Here is a 26,597-nt window from a genome sequence, read left to right on the forward strand (position 1 = left end):
AGCAGCCCCCATTTGTTGTCGCGGGGGCTGCTGCTTATTCCATCAATCCAGAAACGGGCTAACCGTTATGCTTTCGACACTAATCTCGCCATTTCCGCCTGTGAGTCTAATGATATTATCATCACCTGGCTCTAGCTGAACGGTAATACTAGCAAGGCCGCTATAGTCCAGCAGACTTCCTGTCGACAGTGCATTAAGCAAGGAATAATCATGACCATTCACGGTCAGGTTTAGTTTGGCGAGTCGCTCTGCTGTTGCATAACGAATATGAATGGCCGCTCTTCCGCCTTTTTCTCCGTCGATAGTTTGAAACTCACAATAAGAGCCCGCGATATCCAAACGATTAACGACACTTTCTCCTTGCTCGTTTGTTTCAACAACCGCTCCTCCGTCCACACGGCTGGCAGAGTAGGTTTTCTGATTTGTGTTAGGAGCCGGAGCATCCCCTACAGGCTTGACGCCTTCTTTGGTTTGAACGACGGTCTGAATCGTTCCATCTTCATTAAAATACAAATAATCAATACACATGCTTCTTAAATTGCCTTGGCCCGAAATTTCCTGATTGTGATAAAACAAATACCACTGCCCCTTAAACTCCGCCACAGAACCGTGAGTAGTTGAACAGCCAGTCGGCTCTAGAAAAATACCTCTATATGTCCATGGTCCAAGCGGATGCTTGCTGGTAGCATATCTCATGCGGTTGTTTCCATCTAAATTATCGGCGTAGGTCAGATAGTAGAGATCAGCCCTTTTGAAAACCCAAGCCGCCTCATGAAAATCCTCCAGTCCTTCCATCTCGCGCATTTCACCGTTAATGGACATCATATCGTCGTTCAGCTCGCCGCCCTCGCATCTGCTGCCCCCGCCGTAATACATATAAGCACGTCCATCATCGTCAACGAGCACGCATGGATCAATGAGTGCAAATCCGCCCAGTCCCGAGATATAACCTTGATCCTTAAAACCGCTTCCCGGTTTTTGACTCGTCGCCACACCGATTTTCCATGTATCATTCCAGTTTGACCCGCTGGGATGCGGGTAATAGAAATAATAGGTTCCGTTTTTGTAGGCGCAATCGGGCGCCCACATGAAGCCGCCTTCCGGCCTGCCCCATGCTACATCGTCCGAACGAAGAATTTCACCCTCATCCAACCAATTCACCATATCGGAAGAGGAGTACACATGGTATCGATCCATTAAATCACAGCCTCTTGCCGGGTCCATATCATGTGAAGCATAAATATAAACCTTGCCGTCCTCCCAAACATGAGCAGAAGGGTCAGCCGTATATATTGTAGTTATTATCGGATTTTGAGATGTTAGCTTCACACGTTCACGTTCTACTGGAATACCTTCATTTTTTATCATGTTCATCTATTCCTCGCTCTCCAGCCTATATTTTATAAACTTAACCAAATGATTAGCTTACTCCAGCATAACTCGACTTACCTATACGTCACCATGAGACGATATTAAACAATCTAGTCGATTTGAATAGCATCTTCATATGCCACGTTCATTACATTTGTTTTAAAAGGCCAAATAAAAAAAGAGCACCGTCAACGGTACCCTCCAAAAAAATTAATAACTATATTCCGACACGGATCTTAAACGGTCGTATACTTCCCGCGGCAGCGTATTCCCTTCAGCTTCAAAAGCAAGCCATACCGCTCCGACAACCGGTTCAATCTCGAGCTTAACTAATGATGCATCTGGAGCACAGCTTTTGACAGCTTGTTCGATATACGGGTGAATAAAACTTGCCTCTCCCCTAGTTAGTACGCTGCCAGCAAGGACAACATCGAACTTGTCCGCCTCCATCCTCAGACGTTGAATGACAGCCCGCGCCGACTTGCCCAGCTCCTTCCCCTGCACTCGCAAAATCGTTAATGCAACCTCATCTCCCTGTTCTGCTGCTTTAAACAGCAGCTTCACCGTTCTAAGCGGAGGTGTTTTATCGTGATTCAAATAATCATTGAACATGCTCTCCACACTGTCGTAGCCTTGGTCCTGCAGCAGAAGGTTCGTCAATATAGTCGGCCGCTCGCGCCCATCCCAAGCCCGGATAACCGAGCGGAAAGCTTCAATGCCTAAGTCGCTGCCACCGCCGAAATCTCCGAAAGCATAAGAGAAGCCTCCACACTGATAAAACTCATTCCGAGAGTTAACGCCCGCGCTGTTCGTTCCCGCACCACAAATCAGTACAACGCCATACGGCTGATCCGTTCCCGCTCGAAGAGCTATCGCTGTATCGCAATTTACTTCATGCTTCGCAAATCCCAGTTCTGCGATCATGGGTCTCAATATTTCATAATCCGCTTCCCTGTCAGCACCAGCTAATCCAAAATAAGCGAACTGAATGTCACTGCGTACTACATTTGCTTCTTGTAATGCCATCTCAACCGATTCGCGTATGTTGCGTTTGGCCGCCTCATAATCAACCTGATGATTGCCGTTACCGCTATTCCCTTTTCCTACAATTCTGCCCGACTCATCTGTAATTAGCGTGTACGTCTTGCTGCCGCCGCCATCTACACCCAAGTAATATTTCAACGGATACACTCCCTTGATTTCATGTTTGTTATTGCCTCAAAGAAGTTGTCTCCCGAATAACTAGCTCTGGGCTCAATTGAACAGTGACATTTCTTTTGGCTGCACCGCTTATGCTCTTCAACAGCAGTTCAACCCCCATCCTTCCAATTTGCGCGGCCGGCTGGCGCATCGTCGTCAGCTTCGGGTGAAACTCCGTGGCAAGAATCTGATCATCAAATCCAATGATCGAAATTTGCTGAGGTATTCGAATTCCTTCAATTATAAAAGCATTCATAGCGCCGAGCGCCATATTATCATCGGACGCGAATACCGCAGTCGGCAGTCTGCCAGCGTCCATCCAGCCCCGAGCAATTCGATAACCCGTAGATATTTCAAAATCTCCGCGCTCCACACAGAAGGGTGTTATGCCCGCTTCTTCCAATGCGGCATGGTATCCTCGTTCACGCTCTCGACTGCTCAAAAACAGCTCTGGACCACTAATATGTGCGATATCCCTGTGCCCCAAATCAATTAAATGTTTGGTTGCTTCATATCCACCATAAAAATTGTCTACGATGACAGAGGTAGCAGGCGAATTCATCTGCTGATTATCGAGCATGACAAATGGAATTCGGTTTCTCTTAAGCTCTAGTACGTACTCATCCTCACGTATGGGCGACAATAAGATGACGCCATCGACACGTCCTTCCTGAAATAATGATCGATGGATGTGATCGTCCTCTTCTGTTGAAATCGATAATGCAAGAAAGTAGCCATTTTCCGCAAGTCGATCATTAACCTCCTTGACGACCGCATCGAGAAACGAGTCATGCAAAGTTGTTAACGCTAGTCCGATTATGCCTGTTTTTCCTCGTGCAAGACTCCTTGCAGACGCATTAGGGTGATAATCAAGCTCCTTCATAGCCTGAAGAACCCGCTCCCGGTTGCTCTTTCTGACACTTGGCAAATTGTTTAATACCCTTGATACCGTCACAATGGATAATCCTGATTTTTTGGCAACGTCCACAATGCTTACCTTCATAAGAACGCCTTCCTCAGACTAGTAGTAATCATGCTTTGTATAAAATGGAGGGGAGCAGCCTCAATCGCCCCTCCCCTTAACCCATTACTTATTCACTCTTGCCAAAAGATCCTTCAGCTTCTGTTCAATGACTGGCAGCACATCCTCAACCTTCTGCTTTCCGTTCTCTACACCTGAAAGTTCATTGATGAACAGCTCATTGATTTGAGAGTAATTGGAAATTAAATGATTGTATGATTCGAAGCCGTATTTATAAGCACCCTCGAATACTTGCTTAATACCTGCTGGATCGATGCCTTCAAAGTTGCTGTAATACTTTTCAGCAGCTGCTTGGTTGACCGGAGGATTGCCTCCGCTAAGCTCGATCGATTTCTCCTGAATTTCAGTTGTAACCAAGAACTTAATCCACTCCGCAGCTTCCTTCGGATGTTTCGAATCCTTAAGTACAAATAATGGATCCACGTAAAGCACGCTTCGCACATCACCTTTTGGACTTACTGGAACCGCAGCAACACCTACTTTAAAGTTGAAATCTGCAGCGGCAGCAAGGCTCCATGAACCAACTACAGACATCGCGATTTTACCCGATAGGAACGGATCACCGAATTGCCCGGATACGGATTGGGAGAATGCTGGCGTTGGTGACACTTTCAAATCATGAATGAGACCATAAAGTGTTTTGTAAGCATCAATCACATCAGGCTTAGTCAGATTAATTTCGGAAGGTTTGCCGCCATTTGTCCATGTATCATCAGAGTAGACATTTGCACCGAAGTATTGAGGACGTTGGTCGCGCTCACCGAATCCAAAGTCGACGCCATATTGAGCTTCCTCCAAATTTTCAGAGTCTACGGTCAGCTTCTTCGCATATTCGACCATTTTGTCGAATGTCCAGCTTTTATCCTCGTAATCAGTTGGAGGGTAAGGAAGTCCCGCTTTATCAAAAAGATCCTTGTTGTACAGCATCACGGTCACGTAGCTGTTTAACGGAATACCATAGGTTTTACCATCAACCTTGTAGATGTTCATTACATCTTCCGGAATATTGTAGTCTGCTGCTTTGAAGTCTTCAAAATAAGGGGTCATATCCATCAGCATATCTTTGTTGTAATATTCCATGAAACCGCCATAGCCCCAGTGAGAGGTTACGTCCGGCGCATTTTTCGCGGCAATGGACGATTGCAGCTTGGAATCAAACTGTTCATAAGGTGCTTTAGTCACTTTTACTTTAATGTTCGGATGTTTCTCTTCAAACTCTGGAATCAGCTTCTCTACAAACGTTCTGTCCGGCGAGTCAATCGTATAATGCGTGATCGTTACCTGTTTTTCTTTACCGGAACCCTCGTTTCCGCCGTTTGAGCAAGCGGTTGCAAACATCGATAATGCGAGAATAGCGGTAATGGATAACCATTTCTTGTTCTTCATTCTAATTTCCCCCTTGGTTTTATTAGATTCCATACAAGCAAGCTAATACACTTAAAAACTATTTAATGCCTGTAAGTACGATTCCCTCAACGAATCTCTTCTGTGCTACCGCAAACAACACGATAATTGGCAGTACGGAAAGAATCGAAGCGGCCATCAGTAAATTCCAAGGCGCTAAACGAAACTTCGATGACAGCATAGCAGCCATCCCTACTGGAAGCGTGAAGTTCTCCTGCGAATCTAAGTAAAGTACAGGGGTGAGCAGGTCATTCCAACTCCAAATGAATGAAAATATAGCAACCGTAGCGAGTGCTGGTCCTGCTAAAGGCAGTGTAATATTCCAGTACAGTCTGAACTCACTGCAGCCGTCAATCCGGCCGGCGTTATAAAGCTCGTCAGGCAGCGTAGAGAAAAACTGTCGCAACAAAAAAATCATATAAGCTGACCCAAAGAAAGCGGGCAGAATAAGCGGCAATAACGAATCATGCAGTCCCAGATTCATAAATAATAAGAACTGCGGAATCATGATCGCTGGATAAGGAAGCATCAATGTGCTGAGCACTAGCATGAACATAAGCCCGCTGCCTTTTCCCTTATATCTAGCAAATCCAAAGGCAACGAATGATGAAGAAAGCACCGTTCCAATAACCGTGAATATGCCAACAATCAAGCTGTTCTTATATTGCTGTCCGAATTTAATTTCGGTATTGGTAAACAATTCACGAAAATTTTCCCACGCAAACACTTTTGGAATAATTGTTGGGGGAAACATAAGCATTTCTTTCGTCGTCTTCAGGGATGTCGAGAGCATAAACCAAACCGGTGACAGCATCGTAATTGTTACCGCTAATAAAATAAGAAATCCGACAATTTGCGAAAGCTTTAGCTTTCTTTTGACAATAATCCGCTTTGAGCTCGCGTCATGGGTCACTTCACTCATTTGCTGCCCCCTCCTTCGTAGTAAACGTAACGTTTCGACGTCCTCATGATAAAGTAGGTGACAACGAGTACTGCAACGAGAAGGATCCAGGCCATGGTAGACGCGTATCCGTAGCGGAAATTTTTGAACGCATTGATGTAAATGTTGTACACGTAAAACCATGTAGAGTAGTTCGGTCCACCACGCGTGATGGTATAGGCCTGTGTAAACACTTGGAAGGATTCAATGACACCGATGATAAGCTGGAACAGAAAAACGGGCGAAATCATTGGAAAGGTTACGTTCCAAAATGTTTTCCACCGGCCAGCACCGTCGAGCCTTGCTGCCTCCAGCAGATGAGCCGGCACACCTTGGAGCCCTGCTAGGAAAATAAGCATACCTGCGCCGAGTCCCCAGAACGACATAATGATGAGCGCCCACAAAGCGTAATTCTCATCCAGGAACCAGTGGATGGGGTCAATTCCGAAAAAAGATAATCCATAGTTGAACAATCCCGCCTGTGGATTAAACACCCAAAACCATAACAAGGCCATGGATACGCCTGAAATCATACTTGGAAAATACATCGCTGTTCGGAAAAAGCCGTTAAAAGGAATTTTCTGATTAATCAAGATTGCAAACATAAGTGATAAAAATAACGTAATAGGAACACTAATAAGCGTGTACTTGAGCGTAACCATTATCGAATTATAAAACTGTTCATCCTGAAAGAGCTCTTTGAAATTGTTTAATCCCACGAAAACAGGCGGGTTAATAATATCGTAGTCTGTGAAGCTGTAGTACAATGATGCGCCTACTGGATATAAAGCAAATATGAGAAAACCAATAATCCATGGCGAAATAAATAAATAAAAGTGTTTGTTTTCCCGTCTCTGAAATTTGCTGTTCTTCAGTAAAACCGCCCCCTTCCATTTGGTTTCCTATTCCTTTTGGCCTTAAAAGAAGTAAATTTAAAAAACTCTTAATCGCTCTCTTGTATATCCCCTTTTTTCCACCATTACTTTGCTTCTGCATTTCTTCAAAATCGCTTTTCAAATCACCTCTTTTTCTCTCTGTTATTGCTTTTCATTCACGAAAGTTAAACCGCTTTAATATTCAACATGAGTTTATACCGACATTCAAAATATGTCAATTAATATTTTTTTTGTTTATTATGGATTATATATTCCCTTTACTCACGTACAAAAACGTACGGTTTCTGTTTTTGTCTTTACTTGTCTCTTATAAGTATCAAACGTAAATTTTGTCGTATATTTTGTTTAAACGTTTAAACTTTATTATGTGAAAGGCTATTCAATTATCGGGTTTTAATTTAGTATAGGCAGAAGTTATTTGAAAACTCGTGTTTAAATGAGATAATAAATATGAATGCGACTGTTTATCATAATACAAGGCAACTCCATATCGAGGGCTTAATAGCATAGAAGAAATGAGATGAAGTGGAATGAATAAGGAAATAAAAATCTTGGCTATTTCGGGGAGTCTTCGTCAAAACTCCTCAAATACATCGCTAATGAAGGCTGTCATCGGATTAGCCCCCGCAAACATGGAATTTACTATCTATGGCGGGTTAGGCGACCTTCCGCATTTCAACCCTGACATGGATCTAGATGAAGGACCGGTGCCTGTCAGAGAGCTGAGAGCACTTCTTGAGGAAACGGATGGCGTGCTTATATGTACACCCGAATATGGGAACGGTGTGCCTGGCGTTTTGAAAAACGCGTTGGATTGGCTTGTATCCACAACGGCGTTTATGAATAAACCTACAGCGGTAATTAGTGCCTCACCTACTCCAATGGGCGGGGACAAAGCTCATGCTTCACTTCTGCTTACTCTTAAAATGATTAATGCTGATATTGTTGAGGGCGGGACATTAATTATTCCACATATTACTTTGAAGCTAAATAAAGAAGGCATGATTACCGATTCCCAATTAAAGCAGGAATTAATTACCGCTCTTCAATCACTTGAGCAGGCTTGCTACTAGACTTAATAGCGACTCAGCCAAAATAAATAGAAAGAGCCCGCGCAATCACTATACAAATAGTAATTGCGCGGGCTCTTTTGCTCATGATTCTTAAACTTAACGCCCTCTAGGCGCTCCTGTCGATTTCCTCACCATTAACTCCGGATCAAACTCCATGATCGTATTTCTTTTTGGAGAATCCTTGATTAGCTTCAGCAAAATATCAACACCCTGCCGCCCAATTTTCTCAAATGGCAAACGGATGGTTGTCAGCGCAGGATGAAATTCTTCCGCATAGATCTGATCGTCGAAACCTACGACGGATACATCTTGAGGAATGCGAACCCCTTCGTTTTTGAACGCGTCCATTACGCCTAGGGCCATAAAGTCATCTGCTGCAAATACCGCTGTAGGCAGCTTGCCTGCATCGATCCAGCGCTTGGCAATGGCGTAGCCTGAAGGAATATCAAACGATCCTTGCTCCACTTCAAAAGGCTGCAAACCTGCTTCTTCGAGCGCGAACAGAAACCCTCTCTCACGCTCACGGCTGCTCAGAAACGGATCTGGCCCGCTAATATGAGCGATTTCGGTATGTCCAAGGTCGATGAGATGTTTGGTTGCATCATATCCGCCTTTGAAATTATTAACAATAACAGAAGGAACCGTCGGATTGCGCTGCTGGTTATCAAGGATGACAAAAGGAATTTTCCGCTTCTTCAGCTCCATCACATATATATCTGCATTAATTGGCGAGAGCAAAATAACTCCATCTACACGGTCCTCTTGAAACATCGAACGATCGAATGAATCCTCGTCCCCCTGCGAGATGGAGAGTGCCAGAAAATAGCCCTGCTCTGCCAAGCTATCATTAATTTCTTTGACTACAGCGTCAAGAACAGTATCATGCAATGTCGTCAAAGTTAGACCGATAATACCGGTTTTGCCGCTTGCAAGACTGCGGGCTGAGGCGTTCGGATGATAGTCCAGGTCCTTCATGGCCTGCAACACTTTTTCTTTATTTTTCTGGCGCACGGATGTCGACTTATTAAGAACTCGGGATACCGTTACAACCGACAATCCTGACTTCTTGGCAACATCGAATATACTAACCTTCATTGATGAACCGCTCCTGTTAAACGCAATTTACATAAACATACCACATTTACCACTAGATTTCACATAAGTTGAGACTTTATTAGAGTAAATTTATGTTTTATTCCATTGACAGGACTTTATTCTGGTTTTGACCGTAAAAGGCACCTCGCATCCCTACTCAATTGTGGATCGGCATATAAAAGCTTTGCTTTAATTGAATAGAAAAAAAGAACCGTCACGTGGAAGGACGGTCCTTTTGTAAAATCTATTTTGCTCCGACTATGAACGGTTTAATTGGTGAAGCAAGCCGTTTAGCATTTCGTCTGTGAACGCCCCTTGGCTGAAGGACACCAAGCTGCGAAGAGGCATAAATTTCATCATCGCGGCCATCATGTCTGCCATTTCGTTATCCTCAGACATCAAGATTCCCATTCCTGCTTGAACCTGCTGCATAATGCCTTGCACGATTGGACCCTTCTCCGTATCGTTTATTAAGTCACCGAGAAGGCTATTGCGATGATACACAACTTTCAGAGGGACAGTGGATTGAACGCGCAGCGTCTCGCCTAGGACAATATCCTCCGATGAACGCCCAATAAGAACAGCAAAGTCTCCGCTCTCGACATGCCAGTCTTTTAGAGCAACATTGTAATAAGCGAAAGATCGTTTATCCAGCGTAAACGTTATCTTCTTTTGCTCTCCAGGCTGCAGCTCCACCTTGGCAAATCCTTTCAGCTCTTTCTCCGGCCGGATCACGGTGCTCTCGACATCTTGAACGTACAGCTGAACGATTTCTTTACCGGAGCGTGTTCCTGTGTTCTTAACCGTGACGTGAACGCTTACCGTTTCCGTATCATTTATTTCCTTGCTGTCTATCAACAGGTTTGTGTACTCGAATGTTGTATAGCTCAGACCATGCCCAAACGGGAACATCGGCTTAACGCTCTTCGAATCATAGTAGCGATATCCGACAAAAATGCCTTCCCGATATTCCGCATGATCTGCCTCGCCTGGATAAAATAGAAATGATGGATTGTCGCTTAGCTTAGCAGGAAATGTCTCTGCCAGCTTGCCGGATGGATTCGCTTCTCCGAACAGCAGATCAGCAATCGCACCACCAACCGCTTGCCCCCCTAAGTATGCCTCCAAAATGGCTCCCACCTCGTCAGCCCAAGGCATCTCGATAGCCGAACCATTCATAAGGACAACAACGACGTTGCTTTGCACGCTCGCTACAGCCTTAATCAATTGATTCTGATTACCCGGCATATTTAGATGTTTTCTATCGTATCCCTCAGATTCATAACGGTCGGGAAGACCTGCAAATACAACGGCCACATCGGCTTCGCTAGCGGCCTTCTTCGCTTCTTCCAGGAGTGCATCATCACTATTATCGTTATCTAGCGAGTAACCCTCAGCATATACAATGAATGACGAGTCTCCAGCCAGCTGCTTCATTTCCTGCAGCGGATTATCGAGCGCAGTCGGCACGATATGCGAGCTGCCGCCGCCTTGAAACCTAGGTTTTTGAGCGAATGCGCCAATGACCGCCACTTTTTTCCCTTTGCTAAGAGGCAGCAGCTGTTGTTCATTTTTCAAAAGCACCATACATTCACTAGCAACCGTGCGAGCTAGCTGATGATGCTCTCCCACATTGTAAGACGCGTTCTCTTTTTTCTGATCAACACTCATGAAGATAATTCGAAGCAGTCTTGCAACAGCTTGATCGAGCAATTCGACGGATAGCTTGCCGCTTTGCACGGCCTCTATTATTTTTTTGTCGCCACTGCCGTTGCTGGAAGGCATTTCTAGCTCAAGGCCCGCTGCAAGCGCATCTACTCGCTCATCTACCGCACCCCAGTCGGAGACAACAAAACCTTCATGGCCCCATTCTTCCTTCAATATATCCGTTAACAAAAATTCGTTTTCCGAAGCATACGTTCCGTTTACTTTGTTGTAGGCGCTCATGACCGTCCATGGTTTACCTTTTTTCACCGCACCCTCGAAGCTTGCCAAATAAATTTCACGCATCGTCCGCTCGTCGACAACCGCATCGACTGACATCCGGCGGTGTTCTTGATTGTTGAGTGCAAAATGCTTGAGTGAAGTGCCAACACCTTGGCTTTGTACCCCTTGAATATGGCTTGCCGCCATTTCCGATGATAGGAAAGGATCTTCAGAAAAGTATTCAAAGTTCCGTCCACATAGCGGCGTCCGCTTGATGTTCGCGCCTGGCCCAAGTAAAACAGCAACATCCTCCGCTTGGCATTCCTCGCCAAGAGCCACGCCTACCTTTCCAACTAATTCACGGTCCCAAGAGCCGGCAAGCCCCGCCGCTGATGGAAAGCAGGTAGCAGGAACGCTATCAAAAATACCTACATGGTCAGAAGAACCTTTTTGCTTACGCAGCCCATGAGGTCCATCCGTTACCATTATAGAAGGAATATGAAGTCGTTCAACACCCTTTAGATGCCAGAAATCGAGCCCCGAGCACATACCTGCTTTTTCTTCCAAAGTCATTTGGTCAATAAGCGCTTGAATATCAATTTTCATTTAAAATCCTCCTCTATTATGTTTCTCATTACACCTATGTTTAGACGCCTTAAGCTCTGAATACAGCATTAGGATTATCATGCCTAGCCGTACTAAAGAGAATGCTGCCCGCGATAAATAGGACAATAAATGCAGGATGCTCGCCGAAGTTTTCAAAAAACTGTCCAAACAAGGAGTGTTCCTCGTTATATATCGCTTTGGACAAGCTCAAATCAGCAAAACTAAAAACGATCATGACTGCGACCCACAAGAGCACAAATCCCCAAATAAAGAGCCGCATTCCTTTCGATGTCATATCCATACTCCTATTCGAAAAATGTACATTACAGCAAGCGCTTACATTTATTCAAAAAAGATAGAAGCTGCGACTAAACCATTACTTCCAGCATGGTCATGCCTCATTTTTAAATTCCCCCTCCGCCCATTGTTGCATCCCARTACATTGATTATAAAATGCCAATTCCATAAAATATGGTATAAATTTCAGAAAAATAGTATTTTCATGAGGTGTCGTGAAAACAGAAAAAAAGGAGCTCCTTTAAAAGGGCTCCTTGAATGCCAGAATAGCGATTATACTTTTCGTACCGTTTGAAGCTGCACTAATCTCCGAAATTTAATATAAGAAACGACTCGCCATGGGATGACGTAGAAGAACGCTAAAATCATAAACAAAGCAGCCAGCGTTTGAGGTTCGATTGTGGACATGTATTGGTGAAGCTCGAAACGAATGGCAATGACAACGAGAAAAGCGACGATGAATCCCCAGTTCTTCTTGGCGTATATAAGATGATCATCACGAATTTCATAGTTTGTGGTCCATATTAGAGGAATCGAGAGGATAATACCTATAGCCGCAGCAATCAAAAATTCGTAAAACGGCGCATGGACATTGGAATTAAATATCAAGAGCAGACCCGGCAGCATAAATAGAATAGGGTACAACAGCCTTTTGCCGTCTCCTCGAATGGGGCGGTAAAAGCTCCTTGTTCGTCTCCACAGCACGAGGGCAGCAATGGCAATGACAAACACATAAAATGAACGATCCATTTCAACACCGCTTTCTACAAAATAAATATTGAATTTCCATAATTTATATTATACCTACTCGAATGAAATACCTGCAATACGATTCCTTTGGATATAAAGGGATCACTATGTGAAGTATATGCTGCATGCATATTTTCCGCCAATTATATATATTTAATATATATAATTAATGAATGCAATACTCATGATTTGGCTATGTAAAAGGGACTATTGTCTATCTCTTTTGCGCTATAATACTTTAGGTCTCGAGTTGTCTTCTGTTGGAACCTTTGTCGAAACGATTGTATTAAACATAAATATATTTAATATATAGTTTAGGTACTGCCGTATGCGCATTAGCGAAGCCGCCTAAGAAGGAGGGAATGGAAAAGGCGCTATGACGATGGTATTACCCAATCAGATGAGACGAGGTGTAAGATCGTGATTCGAAAACTAACTGTCACATGTCTGGCTATCGTATGTACGCTGTCTTTAACGCTTGGCGCTTCAGCACCGGCTGCAGCAACTGCGGAATCCAAATCCGGCAAAAGCTCTATTAGCTGGCCAAACAAGCAAGCGCTTCCATCCTTTGCAACCCCCAAAAAACTAGATGTAGCTGATATTTATGATGCGCCAGGGGACATTAAGCTTCTGCTTGCAACGCTGCAGGGTATCGTTAACCGTGAGGAGCCTCGAATCTATCTGCTGGAAAACCAAGAAGAAGGCAAACTGACCTGGCTAAAAGATTTGAAGGTTCCCTACAATGTGCATGCAGATTACTGGGATATCGTCAAAAAATATAAAAAAGAAGTGAAAGGCATCATTGTTTACGATCCAAAGGTTGCTGACACCGTCAATGTAGCGACTACTCTTGCTGGGTTAAAGGATGCCGTTGTCGCTAGCCCTGCTCTCGCCGCGCAGTTGAAAGCAGCACCATTTAACCTAACAGTGCTCGATGATTTACAAGGCAAATTCAAAGACCGTTTGGATGCTTACACATGGCAATATGAGAATCTATGGGCCAAATCGACACATCGGATGTTAGTCGGATTAAGCCCTGACACATCCGTTAGAATACCTCCCGGACTCCCTGAATCGTTCAAGACCATTGCTGAAGACACCACGCAGGAGCGCGATGGCAAAAATAAAAATACGTATGAGCTGGATTTGACGAGCAATTTGGGCAAAGAATCCGTATTTCTTCGCTTCGAGGATGCTTTCCCTCAGGATGGCTGGGGATCCGCCGTTCATGAAGTAACCGTGAAGGCAGACGGGCAAACAATCGCGCAGTTTATTCCAGGTACGCCTGAGGAAGAGGCGTTTCTGTACGACCGTCAAAGCTCTCAAGTATCAACAGGTCAAGGCGGACACCGATTCGCAGACAATGGCCGATACTTCGTCTATAAGTTTACGCCGCCTGCAGGTACAAAGCAGTTAACTGCCTCCGTCCTTATGTGGAATCAATTTAAGGTATCGGCAGGCAATATCCAGCCGCCAACCTCAGACCAGAAGGAGCCTTACGGCTACCTCCGTGATTATGCAGTTGCGAACAAAGCAATGGTGTTCTGGCTTGATTCCAACGTGCCGGAACAGAAAGCGCTTTTCGAAAAAATCTTATCAGGCGTCAAGCCAGGCACCCCTTACTTAGGCTGGTTCAATAATGACGTTGAAGGCGAATTCAGCTCCGTAGAAATTACATCCAATTACAGTGTCTACGTGCTTGCGGCCGACTGGTTCAGCAACTTAACGGTTTTCTCGGGTACAAAGGCAAAGGCAGTCAAAGCCAAAACGCCTAAGGCGCCTAAGCTTGCAAATAAAATTTACGTCACGTATACCTTCAGCGAGGGCGACAACTTCCAGTACAATCAACATAGAATGCGTATCCTATGGGATGATCATGCTCGCGGAAAAGTACCGATCAACTGGACATCAAGCCCGCTTCTTTATGACGGCGCACCCGCTATTCTGAACTATTTCCAAAAGACAGCGACGGAAAATGACCTCATCATTGCTGGTCCTTCTGGGTCAGGATACTTCTACCCGGAAGCATGGCCGGAAGCCACATTCTCTGATTTCCTTAAGCAGTCTTATACGTATATGAAGCAAACAGGAATGACCGTTCCGTATGTGCTGAATCGTGTGAACAGCGAGAATGTTCCGCTCAGCGCTTCAAAGGCAGCTGCCTATGAGAAGTTTTACAAGGCAAAAGGACTATTCCTCAGCTGGGAAGATCATTACGGTGTCGAAATCATAAACGGTACACTGCCCGTATCCACGATTCAAGGCATAAGTACCGCACAAGACGGGAAAAACATTTTGGCAGCAGCCAAAGCAAAATGGGATGGCAAATCACCATTATTCGTATCACTCGGGCTGCTCGCATGGAGCATGACACCTTCTGATGTAGTGGCAATAACAGAATCGCTCGGACCAGAATATCAAGCTGTACGGGCTGACCACTACTTCTCACTTATCCGCGATTACAATAAACTGCCAGCCAAATCGCAGCTAGCGGAGGACGAAAACGAGGATTAGATTTAAAGTGGACGAGGCTTTTGTTAAAAGTGGAACCAAAAAGGGGCTGTCCCATAAGCATCAAGCTCGCTGAGGAATAGCTCGCTTTGAACGGGAGTATTGGTAGCAGTACAGGAGAGCTATTCCTGTACTGCTATTTTTCTATTCTGGTCTATGCTTGCTTCATAGGATTATGGGCAAGCGAAAGCCACCCGACCTCCAGACTTACCTTAGGTAAGCTGCGAAGCAGAAACGCCGGAATCCTTGGTTATTCTTTATCTGCCCTAAAATACTTTTGGGTTCAATCATTCGTCTTACCGACAGCGAATATCCTTCCTCGCAGCTCAGTTTTTCCCCTGCTTGCTGCTTGTAGCGCATAATAACTCAGACTGACCATATCCAGCATCATCGATGATCGTCGTATGATTGTAATGTGCGCGAACCAATAGTGGAGAGCAAATAAGTGTAAAAGTGCACCTGTTTTTAACAAACAAGAATGGAATGTTGCAAATAGGTGTACTAATACCTCTAATTGATCAGATTTGAAGAAAATTTGGTTAAATAAGTGCATTTCTGCACTTAGATGAAGATGCTGCAGGCGCTGCCGCAAAAGTCTTTGCATCAGGGAAACATCCCCGTTTTCAAATGAAAGGACTTCAAATTCCACTGTATAGTGGAGCTTGAGGTCCTTTTTCTCGATGAAAATAAGTTCTAAGTAGTGCTCAAAAAATCGCAAAATGACTTTTGAGACAGCCCCTTTATTTCATTCCTATTAGTTCAAGAAAAATTGAATCGTACGATCCGACGAACCCGGCAAATGCTCATGCCCGAAGTCCGGATAGATGGCTAACTGCTTAGGAGAAGTTATTTTGTTATAAGCTGCAAACTGTGTGGAAGGCGGACAAATGGTGTCCATGAGGCCAACAAACATCAATACTTCGCCGCGAATGCGGTTTGCAAGAAATTGAAGATCGATATAACCCAGCTTCTCAAAAATTTCATCCTCGCGCTCATGCAGCGGATCAAAATAACGGAAGAAGGTACGAAGCTCCTGATACGCGTCCTTCGCCAAATCCATCTCCCACGTGCGTTTATAATCGCAAAGGAATGGGAAAACAGGAGCTAGCTTCTTTACTCTCGGTTCAAGCGCCGCACAAGCAATCGTAAGCGCTCCGCCCTGCGAACCGCCAGCTGCATAAACACGTTCTGGATCAACCTCAGGCAAGCCCAGTGCGATGCCCGCCAATTGTGCAGTATCCAAATAGATATGACGGAACAACAGATTGTCCGGATGATCATCTAATCCCCGAATAATATGACCCTGATGTGTATTTCCCTTCACATTGCCGGAATCCTCAGACTCCCCGCCTTGACCACGGCAATCCATAGCTAGAACGGAGAAGCCTAATGAGGCATAAGCCAGCTTGTCACTCCAATCGCCTGCATTTCCCGTATAGCCATGGAATAATACGACTGCCGGATGCGGCTCTGCCATATGTTTTGGCCGAACATATTTGGCATGGATACGAGCCCCGCGAACGCCCGTAAAGTAGAGATCAAAGCATTCCGCGTTCGGAGTCTGGAATGAGCTTGGAACGAGCTTAATTTGCGGATCTACAGCACGCATTTCAGAGATCGCACGATCCCAATAAGCATCAAAATCAGCTGGGCGAGGATTAATTCCTTGGTACTCTTTTAACTTCTCAAGCGGCATGTCTACTACTGGCATTTACACTCATTCCTCTCAAATATAATCGATTTATTAAAGTAGGCGTTTAGCGTATGGTAGCATACGAATGACACCTGCAACAACACAAAAAAGCGACCTCGAAAGGCCGCCTGCGAAAGCTTTGATTAAAGCAATATCTTTATTCTCACTCTGTAATTAATTCATAGGCGGAAATTCCTTTGATCCGCCGCGACACAAGAATAGAAACAACATAAGACAACATAACAATTCCGAAACAAAGCGCAATAACAAGAGGCAATTTAATAATGAACTGAACGTTGTGAATTCCCGCTCCAGAGAGCAGAAGGGTCAGCATGGAATTGGTATACAGGCTGCCCAGCACGCCACCAATAACAACCCCTATAATGACAATTGGCACAAAGCTGAGCATGATTTGCGTCATTAGCTGGCTCGTCGTATATCCTGTTGCTTTGTATATTCCGAGCTCCCTCTTGCGCTCGAGAATCATCGTTTTAATAACAAGATAAAGAATGAGAACGACAACCAATACAGTAATCGCGAGAACAAGCGCCATAACAGCAAACACCGCGGAAATATAGACGCTGCTTTGGCTGTTTATCGTCTCATCTACATCAACAAATTCCTCTACTGAGCTTCCGTATTGTACTTTACTATTTTTGATAAAGCTCGCATTATCGATACCATTTAAATAAACGTTGAGCATCTTGCCTGTATAATCTGGAATGAGGTGCCGAACACCTTCCAAAGTGACAGATGATATTTGCCCCATATTGCTAATAGACTGACTCAGACCGGTAATTAAAAAAGAATAACTGGCTTCCCCTATATCTACTTTGACCGTATCGCCAATGTTTTTTTCAAGCAGCTGCGATACTGCCCACGAAACGACAATTTCGTTATCATATTGCGGATATCGTCCCTCATACACCATTTGGTTTTCCAACCCGCTGTAATCATCCGAAATCGTCATAGCAAACGGTTTATCGTCAACCTTCGCTATTAAATAGTCCAGTAATACCGTTTTTTCAACACCATCCATTTGCTTAATGGATTCAAACAGCGCCTCACTATCTACGTCCTCTTTAGCCTGAACATTGACATTCGAGGTTTCTGCACCGACGAGGTGAATAAACGCTGTTTTATCTGTTGCTATATTGTAATAAAGAACAATAGCAAAAACAGAGGCAAAGGTAACGGCGGCAACGATAAAAGTGATCATAATGTTCTGCCTGATGTTCATCACGATGGTTTTGCAAGCAAGCACAAAGCTTAATCCACCCTTAGCTTGATCTAGGGGGAAGCGATTTTTCTTAAAGCTATGTGTCACAATGCCTCCCCGCAGCGCCGCTATTGGATGCAGCTTTCTAATACGTATTGAAGCGAGAAGCGTTACAGTCACGACAAGTACAACTACAATTAGAATACTGGCTAGATTAATTACAGCATTAAAGCTTTGATTCCATAGCAGTCCGGACAGCGTAGAAATAATGCCTCCGAATACAGGCATAACGGTGTAAGTGACCGCCATCCCCATAATGCTTGCCAATAAGGTAATGATCATAAACTGCATCATAATAGATAAAATAATTTGCTGACTCGTATAGCCCACTGCTTTGAGAACACCAATATTAACAAGGCCATCCTCAATACTATTGGTCACACGGAACTTAATAACAAGCAATGACACCACAACAATAACCGCCGCAAAAGCAACCATAATCATAGCGACCAGATTGATCGTCATCGTACTTATGCCCTTCATCGTCATCACGTCTAATGAAGAATAAAAAGAGCTTGCCTCATTATGGGAAAAGGGAAATTGCTCTTCGTAATCTTTAAGCAGTTGAATCGATTGCTCGCTGTTTTTTAACTTGGCAGATAAGAAGGTGCCTTCCTCTTTGGGGCTTAATTGGCTGAGCAACTGCTCATATTCCGTATCCGGCAAAAAATATTTCATCAACGTTATGTTGGTGGTGCCAAGCATCGTTGTCTCAAAAAAACCTGCAACCCGGTAACGATATTCCTTGTCCTGATAGGTAAAGACGAAGCTGTCAGCCAGCTTATACCCGCCACTTACTTTAAAGCTGTAAGGGAGGTATATATCCGGCTCAGAGCTCAAGGCTATCTGCTCAATTAGTTTTAATGGTGCAATCGTGCGATCAGTATCCGCTTTTAGGATAACAGCGGCATGGCTCATGTCACTATCCCCATAACGAAATTTCGCTGAACTCATCAACACCATGTTTTCGAGCTCAAACTCACTCACATCAGAATAGTTTTTCAAAAAGTCGCCCTTGGCATTCGTATAGCTTGCACTGTCCATGATGATGTTCAAGTGAGGATCATGTAGTTCCGCCACCTTATCATCAAAAAACGTATTAATTTTGAAAATAACCGTCATTCCCACATTAAGCAGCAGCGCTGCGATAAATATCAAAATAAAAAGGGAAAATGCCGCGCTTTTGCCTTTTCTGATGTTGGCCCAGGCTAGGTTGACGATGTTCATCTCACCACCCCATTTCAGCCAAAAATGCTTTTAGCTGCTCATGCCGTTTATAGTTATTTTCCACATGGAACGGACTAAGCTGCAAATCCCCGAAAATAACGCCATCACGCAGGTAAATGATTCTATTCCCTCTTAATGCGGTTTTCATATCATGTGTAACCATAACAATGCTTTGTCCGCTCTTATTAACCTCCGTCATGACATCCAGCACACTGTCGCTAGCAGCGGAATTAAGCGCGCCGGTTGGTTCATCTGCAAACACAATTTTGGGATCATTGATCAACGCGCGCACGATGCCAGCACGCTGCGCCTCTCCTCCGGAGAGCTGCTCCGGAAATTTGCCCCATGAGGTTTCATTTAATCCCACTTGGGCAAGCAGCTTTTTTGCTTTGGCTACGATAGCCCGCTTGTTTTTGCTAACGAGCAGACCGCTTGCCAGCGCATTATCCAGCACGCTCATATTGTCGAGCAAATAAACCTTTTGGAATACAAAGCCGCAATTGTTCCTTCGGAAAATCGCCAGCTGATCGTTATTTAGCTTCGAAATCTTTTTCTCCTCAAAATAAATTTCGCCTAATGTCGGTTTATCCATTCCAGAAAGCGCGTAGAGCAGGGTCGATTTGCCTGAGCCCGAGCTTCCCATAATAACGGTAAAGTCACCCTCCATTAAACTAATGTCGAGGTTTTTTAGCACATGCTGCTGATTTCCCCCGCTTGAGAACGTTTTGCACAATTTTTCGGTTCTTAACATTTGGCTTGGCATAAATTAAATCTCCTTTATCCTGCAATTGTATGATAGCTTCGCTCTAGCCCCAAGCAAAAAAGACTGTAATGTAGCTTACAGTCCTATCATACAAAACCAATTCTTAGTTAAGCTTTGTTCAATCCTTAGCCAATTCTTAATTCTTTAAGCTAACTTAATTTTTAACATCACGCTAAAACCATCTTCACGGTTATGGCAGGTTATATCCCCTTGCATGCTTTGCATCAAGTATTGGGATATGTATAGCCCAAGCCCTGAGCCACTGTGTCCCTCTGCATTATTTCCTCGATAAAATTTATTGAACAAGAGCGGCAACTCGTCAGGCTGAATACCTTTACCATAATCCATAATGCTTATTTCCAAATAGCTGTGTTTTATTGCGGACAAAATGGTAACTGAGGTACCCGCATACTTGTAAGAGTTGCTCAAAAGATTATCAAATACCTGCTGTAAACGCGATATATCCGTTAAGATTAGGCATGCAGGAACAGGCGCAAAGCTGATTTGATCATCATAATTCACGTTAGCGATAATACCGTTTAAAACACTGCTTTCTTCCTCCGTCACTGTTACTTTCAGCTCATTAAGCTCCTCTAAAGTTGCCGTAAACATATCGCTCACCAATAGGTTGATCTGCTCTGCCTTTGAATAAATCGTCGTTAATTGCTTCGTTACTTTCTCATCGTCAGCTCGAAGCAGCATCAATTCGCTCACCGCTTTAATGGAGGCAACTGGTGTCTTAATGTCATGACTTAAGCTGGCTACAAGCTCCTTCTTGCTGCGGTTTGCCTCATATTCACTTTGCCTTGCTAGAGCCAGTTCCTCGCGCATAATGTCGAAGCTCTCTGTAAAGGCGCCAAACGGGTTGTTTTGACCCATTTTCAAAGGAATATCCAGATTCCCTCTCGCCACGTTAACTGCAAAGCTTTGCAGCTTATGAAATGGTTTGAAAACCTTATAATTTAAAAATAAAACATAGATGACACTCAGCAGCGCAAACATGGTAAAAGTCATAAAGAGCACGATAATAAGCTGCCGTTTCATTTGCTGAATTACTTTTTTATCATCGTTTAGCACAATAAGCTTGCCAACTAAAGTACCCTCTACCACGACATCTGTTATCGTATCTCTATTTTTAATTGCATCATTAATGGTAGGAGATTGCCCCTCGAATGTTTGAAAGCGTACTTGGCCATGAGTATCGATAACGCTGAATGACTGCTTTATCGTGCTGAAATTCGCTTGATCGATTTGCCCCCAGTGGCTCTCAAGCTTTTTTAACACCTCATTTAAAGCTACCATATCCACTTCGGTATCCGTCTTGCTATTCATAACGAGCCAAGAAGCTGCACTGCCTGTTGCAAATACAAAGAGGATAGTGATGAACAGCCACTTTATTCTCATAACTTGTGATCTTCCAGGACGTATCCCGTCCCCCATACCGTTTTAATATATTGCGGCTGGTTGGGATTCGGTTCGACTTTCTCGCGCAAGTGGCGAATATGTACATTAAGAGTTCCATCTCCGGCAAAGGAGTCACCCCACACCTTGTCAAACAGCTCTTCTTTTGAAATGACTCTGTTTTTATTTTTCACCAAGTAACAGAGCAATTTATATTCCATCGTTTTGAGCTTCATATCTACACCGTTCACACGAACGCGGCAAAGATTGCAATCAATTTTCACTTCACCAAACTCTAGCATTTCGGTTGGGCTTTGATTCCCGTATCTTTTGAGGACAGCCTTCACTTTCGCAAGCAGCACACTCAGCGTATAAGGCTTCTGGATATAATCGTCGCCGCCTATGTTAAGGGCTATAAGAATATCGTCATCACTGGACCGAGCGCTAATAAACAGAATCGGAATTTGTGTCGTTTGTCTAAGCTTCTTGCATAAATCAAACCCGGAAGTATGACCAAGATTAATGTCGAGCAGGATAACCGACGCTTCATTTTCCCGTAAAAAGAGCTCACATTCCTCTGCACTTGACACGTATGCTGATTTGACCTCAAACATATTAAAATATTCACTCGTCGTTTCTGCAAGAACCGTCTCGTCATCCACAATTAAGCAATCATAGTTCATATGCGTTCTCCATTAGTTGATAGAATAGTAAACATCAGTCACTTCCATAATATACTATGAAAAAGGAAGTTTAAACGTAAATAAACCAAAAACACCCTATCGCGCAGCACGCAAGCGGCTCCTCGTTAGGGTGTTTTAATGTTCGTTGATTATATTATTACTGATATTCACGTTGTATAATCGATACATTTTCCTTATGGCAATATTCCGTAAAGGTGGATAAGAAGGCATGCTCACGGTAGAGTGCAGCAAGAGCAGTCTCGTTATTTGCCATAACTGCCTCACAAAGGCGCTTTAGGTAATCCGATGCCATAGCCAAACGTCTCTTCATCTCTGACGAGTCGGCTGTCGCTTTTCCGTGACCCGGTATAAGCAAGCGAACGGAATGCGTTGCAAAAATACAGCCAGCCTTCTCAAGGGTATGATTATACGCCTTCGCACTTTGATAAATAAAAGGCAGCTCGAAATCGGATAAATAATCTCCTGCAATCATGATTCCTAACGGCTCCACGATCGTTATTAATCCATCCTCCGTATGACCCGGCGCAAGATAGAAAGTCATTGTCGTATCTCCTACGTGCAGCTGCTGTCCATCCTCTTTAATTATGATATCAAGGCTTGGGAATGCGATAGGATAATTTCTTGCAATATAGTTTTTACGATCAAAATCTCGAATCATTTCAAGCTTCTCTTCTTTTTGCGGATGATGCTGCAGCCCGGTACTGCCGATGGTCGTGGCATCAGGGAACGCTTGATAACCAATAATATGGTCAAAATCTCCGTGAGTAAATAATAGATACAAAGCTCGATCACCTTTGATCTCATTTACATACTCTTTAATCGCCTCAACTTCTCCCGCCAGCCAGTTCGGATCTACGATGAGCACCATTTCCTCCGTCTGAATGACCGTCGCTGTCGTTTGATATAACTCACTTTGGAACACGGTTACCTGTTCATTTTTGTATTGAATCAAAAGTATCTCTCCTTTAGGTCTCGCCGAGAAGCTTCTTAAACGAAGCTTCTATTTCATCTTGGTCAAGCGATCCGATAATGTAATCAATGATCTCCCCGTCCGTATTCACAAAGCACAGAGCTGGGAAGCCATCTCCGCCGTAGTACTTGTATACATCCCCCGTTTTATCCAGGAGAACCGGGTATGTAATTTGATGCTGCTCCACATAGTTTTTTACCTCTGATAATTCATCACGATTCGTAACATTTATACCGTATACATTAATTTTATCCTTATACTTTTCATGCAAAGCGACCATTTTTGGGGCATCCTCATTACAGTAAGGGCACCATGAAGTAAAGATGRATAAAACCGTTGGTTTCTCCGCAAAATCAACCGCCACTTCTTCCCCTGTACTGAGCTCCGACAAGGCGATACTTGATAATTCGGTTTTGAGTTTGTTGAGATAGCTATACCCAAGATAGACCATCAAGCTAAACGCCGCAATAATAATTGTGCCTGTCGTAATTTTAACTATTTTCTTCATTTACACATGATCCTTCCATTGATCATTGGGATGCTGGTTGAAAGTGGATATTCATTCTATCTTACGATGATTTTCACATGCTATCTACTTTTTTTCTACACGAGCATCATAAGACAATACAAAAGTGCCGCCCTCTCTTTTATTTAGAAAAAGAGGGACAGCACGATATTCGTTGCCTTATAAGACATCCTTCAACTGACCACGACTGTGGCCGTCTAGCATCTTCCAATCACGAACTTCACATCTTTTGCCGTTGATGTCGGTAAGAATAATTCGATTATCACTCGGGTATTGCATATGCTCATGCAAGTTCCGCATGACGATGCGGGTCGGTCCCAAATTCGTTTGCAGCTCCCAAATCCACATGTCGGCTTTTTGCTTAATGGAATCAATATGAGTTACAAGCGGAAGGAAATACCGAAGCTTCAGCTCTTTAACCATTTCGGTTCGGCTTTCTTTATCCAGCTGCTCAATATCCTGAATAACGCCGATTTCTTCACCCTTGGCATCGCGGACTGATATATACTGGGTCGTGTATTGGAAAGGAAATATACGAAAGAGTGTGATTTCTTCATAGGCCTTTCCTTCTACAACGCCTTGAAAAACGCCGCCTTGGCTGCGGGAAAATGAGACCGCATTGGGTTCCAATAGATTAATCTCAAAAGGGTCCTTCGTGTTTATTTCAACACCAATGTCATTGGAATCAATCATGCATTTTCTACCCCCTTGATCTTGGACATTTCCTTTTGCGCCTCAACCAGCTTGTAGTATGCACCCTCGGAAGCCAGCAGCTCCTCATGTGTTCCTACTTCAACAATTTTGCCGTGATCCAGCACAACAAGCCGATCTGCATTGCGCAAAGTCGACAATCGATGGGCAATCGCAAACGTTGTTCTTCCTTTAACCAGACGCGATATCGCTTCTTGAATTTGACGCTCCGTCACCGTATCTACGGAGGCCGTTGCTTCGTCCAGAATTAGAATTCGCGGATCATGAATAATGGCGCGAGCAATAGATACCCGCTGCTTTTCTCCACCAGACAGCTTATGGCCGCGTTCACCAACTCTCGTGTCGTAGCCATCCGGCAGCTGAACGATGAAATCATGTGCATTAGCGATTTTGGCTGCGCGCATAATTTCCAGCTCTGTAGCGTCCGGTTTAGAGTAAGCAATATTTTCTGCTATCGTCCCGTCAAACAGAAACGTCTCCTGCAGCACGACGCCAATCTGCTTACGCAGGTCGTTCTGGCTAATATTGCGGATGTTCGTGCCGTCGATCGTAATCGTACCCTCATCCGAATCATAAAATCGGCAAATCATGTTAATAAACGTCGATTTTCCCGCACCGGAATGTCCGACTAATCCGATCATCTCGCCTGCGGCTACCTTTAAGTCTACGCTTTTGAGCACAGGGTGATGCTTTTCGTATCCATAAGTCACCTTTTTGAATTCAACCTCGCCTTTTACGCGGCCAATTTGTGCTGGGTTTACAGTATCGGGCACATCAGACGGGGTATCCATAATTTCAAATACGCGATCGGCTGCCGAAATCGCATGCGTTGCCCAGTTGATCATTTGGCTTACCCACTGCAATGGTCCAAGAAGCATGCCCAAATAGGTAACTAGAGCGATCAAGGTACCGATAGATAGATTGCCCTGAAGCACGGTTTTGCCGCCAAAATACCAAATCAATAAGGTACCTGCTCCAGCGACTAAAGCGAAGACGGGGAACATGCCCTGCCACAGACCTTCAATTCGAATATTATGCCGAACGAGCTCCTTATTCGCTGTCGTATAACGTGACATTTCCGTCTTTTCCTGACCAAACGCCTTAACCACACGAATACCTTGCAAAGAATCGCCAACTAAAGCATTTAATCTGAAAATAGACCTCCACTGCTGATACCACCGCCGACCGATCATCGGCCATAATACACTGGACAAAATAATCATAAGCGGCATAGGCAGCATGGCGAGCAGCGTTAATTTCCAATCAAAGCTAAACATAATGATGAAAATCGCAATGACACGCAGCGACTCACCCGAAACCCATATGACACCATCGGTCATGAATTGCCGCATCGCCTCTGAATCATTGTTTACCCGTCCAATGAACTGCGAGGATTGCCTTCGGTCAAAGAAGGATAACGACAATCTCATCAAGGCATTATAGACATCGTGCCGAAGATCGCCCATTAATTTAGAGCCGATCCACACGCCAATAATACCGCGCACGGTCTGCATGAGGGTGACTACCAGCGATGTCGCTGCAAGGCCGATAACAATCCACAAAAGCGTGGAGCCCATATCCTTCGGAGTCAGCACATCATCCACAATCATTTTGGTCAAAAATGGCGGGATAAGCTCAACCAATGTTGTGAAAATCAACATAATCGCTGCTGCAACCATTTGCAGCTTGTAAGGTTTCGCATAGCTCAGCATTCGAAACAGAACCTTGCCGTTGTTTTTACAAACGGGACAAGCTTGAGAATCGTCCGGCAGCGGATTGCGGCATTTTGGACAGTTTCTCGGGAATTCTTTCTCAGAAACCGTTGGTCGCTCTTCGCCTTTTGCCACTGCACCCATTAATTTAGAGGCGTATCCAAATATAGAAGTAAGCGATGCTGTGTAGCGTATAAGGATAATCGGACCGTTCTTGGTATCCGCTAGCAATGAGCCGCCGCCTACTCCGCCAACAGCCCGGGCATCTGTAATATCCGAAAATGCGAGTTTAGTCACCAACAACCCATCCGAACTCCACACCGATACTTCCTTTTCAGTCAGGACCAGCCATTCTTCCCCAAACTGACCATCATTCATTAAATCTGATACGGCATGAAACAGCGTTTTCTCTCTAAGTTGTGCTTCTATCGCTTTAGGAAGCTTATTCATAAAGGTCATATTCTTCCCCCTTTCGTTACCAACCTATTTACTCACATATT

At 44.2% G+C, this 26,597-nt stretch carries 23 protein-coding genes and 1 pseudogene; 2 read left to right on the top strand and 22 right to left on the bottom strand.

Annotation, left to right across the window (positions count from 1 at the left end; genetic code table 11):
* Positions 1–42: 42 nt before the first annotated feature.
* From AB4Z50_RS19225 to AB4Z50_RS19255, 7 genes are all read right to left on the bottom strand, one after another.
* Positions 43–1,374: a family 43 glycosylhydrolase gene (locus AB4Z50_RS19225; RefSeq protein WP_441881144.1), complete on the bottom strand. Its 1,332-nt coding sequence runs from the start codon at positions 1,372–1,374 to the stop codon at positions 43–45.
* Positions 1,375–1,581: 207 nt separating this feature from the next.
* Positions 1,582–2,553: an N-acetylglucosamine kinase gene (locus AB4Z50_RS19230; RefSeq protein ID WP_441881145.1), complete on the bottom strand. Its 972-nt coding sequence runs from the start codon at positions 2,551–2,553 to the stop codon at positions 1,582–1,584.
* A 28-nt stretch (positions 2,554–2,581) separates the two neighbouring features.
* The gene (locus AB4Z50_RS19235) at positions 2,582–3,574 is read right to left on the bottom strand and encodes a LacI family DNA-binding transcriptional regulator (protein ID WP_441881146.1); all 993 of its coding nucleotides are present in this window, start codon (positions 3,572–3,574) and stop codon (positions 2,582–2,584) included.
* Between the two features lie 84 nt (positions 3,575–3,658).
* On the bottom strand, positions 3,659–4,999 hold the full coding sequence (locus tag AB4Z50_RS19240; protein WP_441881147.1) for an ABC transporter substrate-binding protein: 1,341 nt from the start codon (positions 4,997–4,999) through the stop codon (positions 3,659–3,661).
* A gap of 58 nt (positions 5,000–5,057) precedes the next feature.
* A complete protein-coding gene (locus tag AB4Z50_RS19245; protein ID WP_076268609.1) occupies positions 5,058–5,939 on the bottom strand; it encodes a carbohydrate ABC transporter permease in 882 nt (293 codons plus the stop codon).
* Positions 5,936–6,781, bottom strand: a complete 846-nt coding sequence (locus AB4Z50_RS19250; protein WP_441881207.1) for a carbohydrate ABC transporter permease — start codon at positions 6,779–6,781, stop codon at positions 5,936–5,938. Before AB4Z50_RS19250 ends, AB4Z50_RS19245 begins: the two co-directional genes overlap by 4 nt.
* Entirely contained in the window at positions 6,690–6,974 is a 285-nt protein-coding gene (locus AB4Z50_RS19255; RefSeq protein WP_441881148.1) for a hypothetical protein, read from the bottom strand. Before AB4Z50_RS19255 ends, AB4Z50_RS19250 begins: the two co-directional genes overlap by 92 nt.
* A 409-nt stretch (positions 6,975–7,383) precedes the next feature.
* On the opposite strand from AB4Z50_RS19255, the gene AB4Z50_RS19260 reads away from it, so the two are divergent.
* On the top strand, positions 7,384–7,926 hold the full coding sequence (locus AB4Z50_RS19260; RefSeq protein WP_441881149.1) for an NADPH-dependent FMN reductase: 543 nt from the start codon (positions 7,384–7,386) through the stop codon (positions 7,924–7,926).
* 96 nt (positions 7,927–8,022) lie between these two features.
* On the opposite strand, the gene AB4Z50_RS19265 is transcribed toward AB4Z50_RS19260, so the two are convergent.
* From AB4Z50_RS19265 to AB4Z50_RS19280, 4 genes are all read right to left on the bottom strand, one after another.
* Positions 8,023–9,021: a LacI family DNA-binding transcriptional regulator gene (locus tag AB4Z50_RS19265; protein ID WP_339206155.1), complete on the bottom strand. Its 999-nt coding sequence runs from the start codon at positions 9,019–9,021 to the stop codon at positions 8,023–8,025.
* 258 nt (positions 9,022–9,279) lie between these two features.
* Positions 9,280–11,553, bottom strand: a complete 2,274-nt coding sequence (locus tag AB4Z50_RS19270) for a glycoside hydrolase family 3 C-terminal domain-containing protein (RefSeq protein ID WP_441881150.1) — start codon at positions 11,551–11,553, stop codon at positions 9,280–9,282.
* Positions 11,554–11,602: 49 nt separating this feature from the next.
* Positions 11,603–11,848, bottom strand: coding sequence for a hypothetical protein (locus AB4Z50_RS19275; RefSeq protein ID WP_441881151.1), 246 nt, complete (start codon positions 11,846–11,848; stop codon positions 11,603–11,605).
* A gap of 275 nt (positions 11,849–12,123) precedes the next feature.
* Positions 12,124–12,600 carry a CcdC family protein gene (locus tag AB4Z50_RS19280; protein WP_441881152.1) on the bottom strand — a complete coding sequence of 159 codons (477 nt, stop codon included), beginning with the start codon at positions 12,598–12,600 and terminating at the stop codon, positions 12,124–12,126.
* Between the two features lie 420 nt (positions 12,601–13,020).
* Here AB4Z50_RS19280 and AB4Z50_RS19285 point away from each other — a divergent pair, with 420 nt between their 5' ends.
* Positions 13,021–15,114 carry a GxGYxYP domain-containing protein gene (locus AB4Z50_RS19285; protein WP_441881153.1) on the top strand — a complete coding sequence of 698 codons (2,094 nt, stop codon included), beginning with the start codon at positions 13,021–13,023 and terminating at the stop codon, positions 15,112–15,114.
* 151 nt (positions 15,115–15,265) lie between these two features.
* Here the strand turns inward: AB4Z50_RS19285 and AB4Z50_RS19290 are convergent.
* The 11 genes and pseudogenes from AB4Z50_RS19290 to AB4Z50_RS19340 all read right to left on the bottom strand — a co-directional run.
* Positions 15,266–15,471: pseudogene (locus tag AB4Z50_RS19290) on the bottom strand (transposase); the annotation flags it as partial.
* Entirely contained in the window at positions 15,395–15,760 is a 366-nt protein-coding gene (locus AB4Z50_RS19295) for a hypothetical protein (RefSeq protein WP_441881213.1), read from the bottom strand. The gene AB4Z50_RS19295 and the pseudogene AB4Z50_RS19290, both read right to left, overlap by 77 nt.
* Before the next feature lie 105 nt (positions 15,761–15,865).
* Positions 15,866–16,822 (bottom strand): alpha/beta fold hydrolase, encoded by a 957-nt coding sequence (locus tag AB4Z50_RS19300; protein ID WP_076270672.1) that lies wholly within the window; start codon positions 16,820–16,822, stop codon positions 15,866–15,868.
* Between the two features lie 145 nt (positions 16,823–16,967).
* Positions 16,968–19,310, bottom strand: a complete 2,343-nt coding sequence (locus AB4Z50_RS19305; RefSeq protein ID WP_441881154.1) for an FtsX-like permease family protein — start codon at positions 19,308–19,310, stop codon at positions 16,968–16,970.
* Position 19,311: 1 nt separating this feature from the next.
* A complete protein-coding gene (locus tag AB4Z50_RS19310; protein WP_441881155.1) occupies positions 19,312–20,073 on the bottom strand; it encodes an ABC transporter ATP-binding protein in 762 nt (253 codons plus the stop codon).
* Positions 20,074–20,217: 144 nt separating this feature from the next.
* Positions 20,218–21,477, bottom strand: a complete 1,260-nt coding sequence (locus AB4Z50_RS19315; protein ID WP_441881156.1) for an ATP-binding protein — start codon at positions 21,475–21,477, stop codon at positions 20,218–20,220.
* Entirely contained in the window at positions 21,474–22,157 is a 684-nt protein-coding gene (locus AB4Z50_RS19320) for a response regulator transcription factor (RefSeq protein ID WP_441881157.1), read from the bottom strand. Before AB4Z50_RS19320 ends, AB4Z50_RS19315 begins: the two co-directional genes overlap by 4 nt.
* Positions 22,158–22,314: 157 nt before the next feature.
* Entirely contained in the window at positions 22,315–23,130 is an 816-nt protein-coding gene (locus AB4Z50_RS19325) for an MBL fold metallo-hydrolase (RefSeq protein WP_441881158.1), read from the bottom strand.
* 13 nt (positions 23,131–23,143) lie between these two features.
* Positions 23,144–23,656 (bottom strand): TlpA family protein disulfide reductase, encoded by a 513-nt coding sequence (locus tag AB4Z50_RS19330; RefSeq protein WP_441881159.1) that lies wholly within the window; start codon positions 23,654–23,656, stop codon positions 23,144–23,146.
* A gap of 177 nt (positions 23,657–23,833) precedes the next feature.
* Entirely contained in the window at positions 23,834–24,367 is a 534-nt protein-coding gene (locus AB4Z50_RS19335; protein ID WP_441881160.1) for a DUF1854 domain-containing protein, read from the bottom strand.
* Positions 24,364–26,556 carry an ABC transporter ATP-binding protein gene (locus AB4Z50_RS19340; protein WP_441881161.1) on the bottom strand — a complete coding sequence of 731 codons (2,193 nt, stop codon included), beginning with the start codon at positions 26,554–26,556 and terminating at the stop codon, positions 24,364–24,366. Before AB4Z50_RS19340 ends, AB4Z50_RS19335 begins: the two co-directional genes overlap by 4 nt.
* Between the last annotated feature and the right edge of the window lie 41 nt (positions 26,557–26,597).

Source organism: Paenibacillus sp. 2TAB26 (assembly GCF_052115145.1).
GTDB lineage: Bacteria > Bacillota > Bacilli > Paenibacillales > Paenibacillaceae > Pristimantibacillus.